9 tRNA genes and 1 rRNA gene are annotated in these 905 nt (G+C 50.7%); all 10 read right to left on the bottom strand.

Annotation, left to right across the window (positions count from 1 at the left end):
• Positions 1-5 precede the first annotated feature (5 nt).
• Positions 6-79 (bottom strand) — tRNA-Pro (locus HT731_RS09185).
• 15 nt (positions 80-94) lie between these two features.
• Positions 95-168, bottom strand: a tRNA-Arg gene (locus tag HT731_RS09180).
• An 11-nt stretch (positions 169-179) separates the two neighbouring features.
• Positions 180-265, bottom strand: a tRNA-Leu gene (locus HT731_RS09175).
• A 7-nt stretch (positions 266-272) separates the two neighbouring features.
• Positions 273-344, bottom strand: a tRNA-Gly gene (locus HT731_RS09170).
• A gap of 22 nt (positions 345-366) precedes the next feature.
• Positions 367-439: transfer RNA gene (locus HT731_RS09165), tRNA-Thr, on the bottom strand.
• 18 nt (positions 440-457) lie between these two features.
• Positions 458-539 (bottom strand) — tRNA-Leu (locus HT731_RS09160).
• Positions 540-544: 5 nt separating this feature from the next.
• Positions 545-617: transfer RNA gene (locus HT731_RS09155), tRNA-Lys, on the bottom strand.
• Between the two features lie 24 nt (positions 618-641).
• Positions 642-714, bottom strand: a tRNA-Asp gene (locus HT731_RS09150).
• 2 nt (positions 715-716) lie between these two features.
• Positions 717-789, bottom strand: a tRNA-Val gene (locus tag HT731_RS09145).
• Positions 790-793: 4 nt separating this feature from the next.
• Positions 794-905: ribosomal RNA gene (gene rrf / locus HT731_RS09140) — 5S ribosomal RNA — on the bottom strand; the annotation flags it as partial.

The following is a 905-nucleotide window of genomic DNA, read 5'->3' as shown; positions in this document are numbered from 1 at the left end:
ATGAATCGGGAAGACAGGATTCGAACCTGCGACACCTTGGTCCCAAACCAAGTACTCTACCAAGCTGAGCTACTTCCCGAGTTAAATATAAAAATGCACCCTAGAGGAGTCGAACCTCTAACCGCCTGATTCGTAGTCAGGTACTCTATCCAGTTGAGCTAAGGGTGCTCATTATATTATGCCGAGGACCGGAATCGAACCGGTACGATCGTTACCAATCGCAGGATTTTAAGTCCTGTGCGTCTGCCAGTTCCGCCACCCCGGCCTCTCTAAGCGAACGACGGGATTCGAACCCGCGACCCCCACCTTGGCAAGGTGGTGTTCTACCACTGAACTACGTTCGCACTATTTTCTTCTATCTAAAAATGCCGGCTACATGACTTGAACACGCGACCCTCTGATTACAAATCAGATGCTCTACCAACTGAGCTAAGCCGGCTCATTTATTATATCTTAATGCGGGTTAAGGGACTTGAACCCCCACGCCGTTAAGCGCCAGATCCTAAATCTGGTGCGTCTGCCAATTCCGCCAAACCCGCATATATGACCCGTACTGGGCTCGAACCAGTGACCCATTGATTAAAAGTCAATTGCTCTACCAACTGAGCTAACGAGTCTAAAATAACTTTCGTTATCTTAAACGGTCCCGACGGGAATCGAACCCGCGATCTTCGCCGTGACAGGGCGACGTGATAACCGCTACACTACGGGACCTATGGGAGTTAACGGGATCGAACCGCTGACCCTCTGCTTGTAAGGCAGATGCTCTCCCAGCTGAGCTAAACTCCCTAGAGCTAAGCGACTTCCATATCTCACAGGGGGCAACCCCCAACTACTTCCGGCGTTCTAGGGCTTAACTTCTGTGTTCGGCATGGGTACAGGTGTATCTCCTAGGCTATCGTCAC

The sequence above is a fragment of the Streptococcus sp. k-163 genome, from assembly GCF_013277555.1.
Taxonomy (GTDB): Bacteria; Bacillota; Bacilli; order Lactobacillales; family Streptococcaceae; genus Streptococcus.
This window is presented reverse-complemented; position numbering and strand designations above follow the sequence as displayed.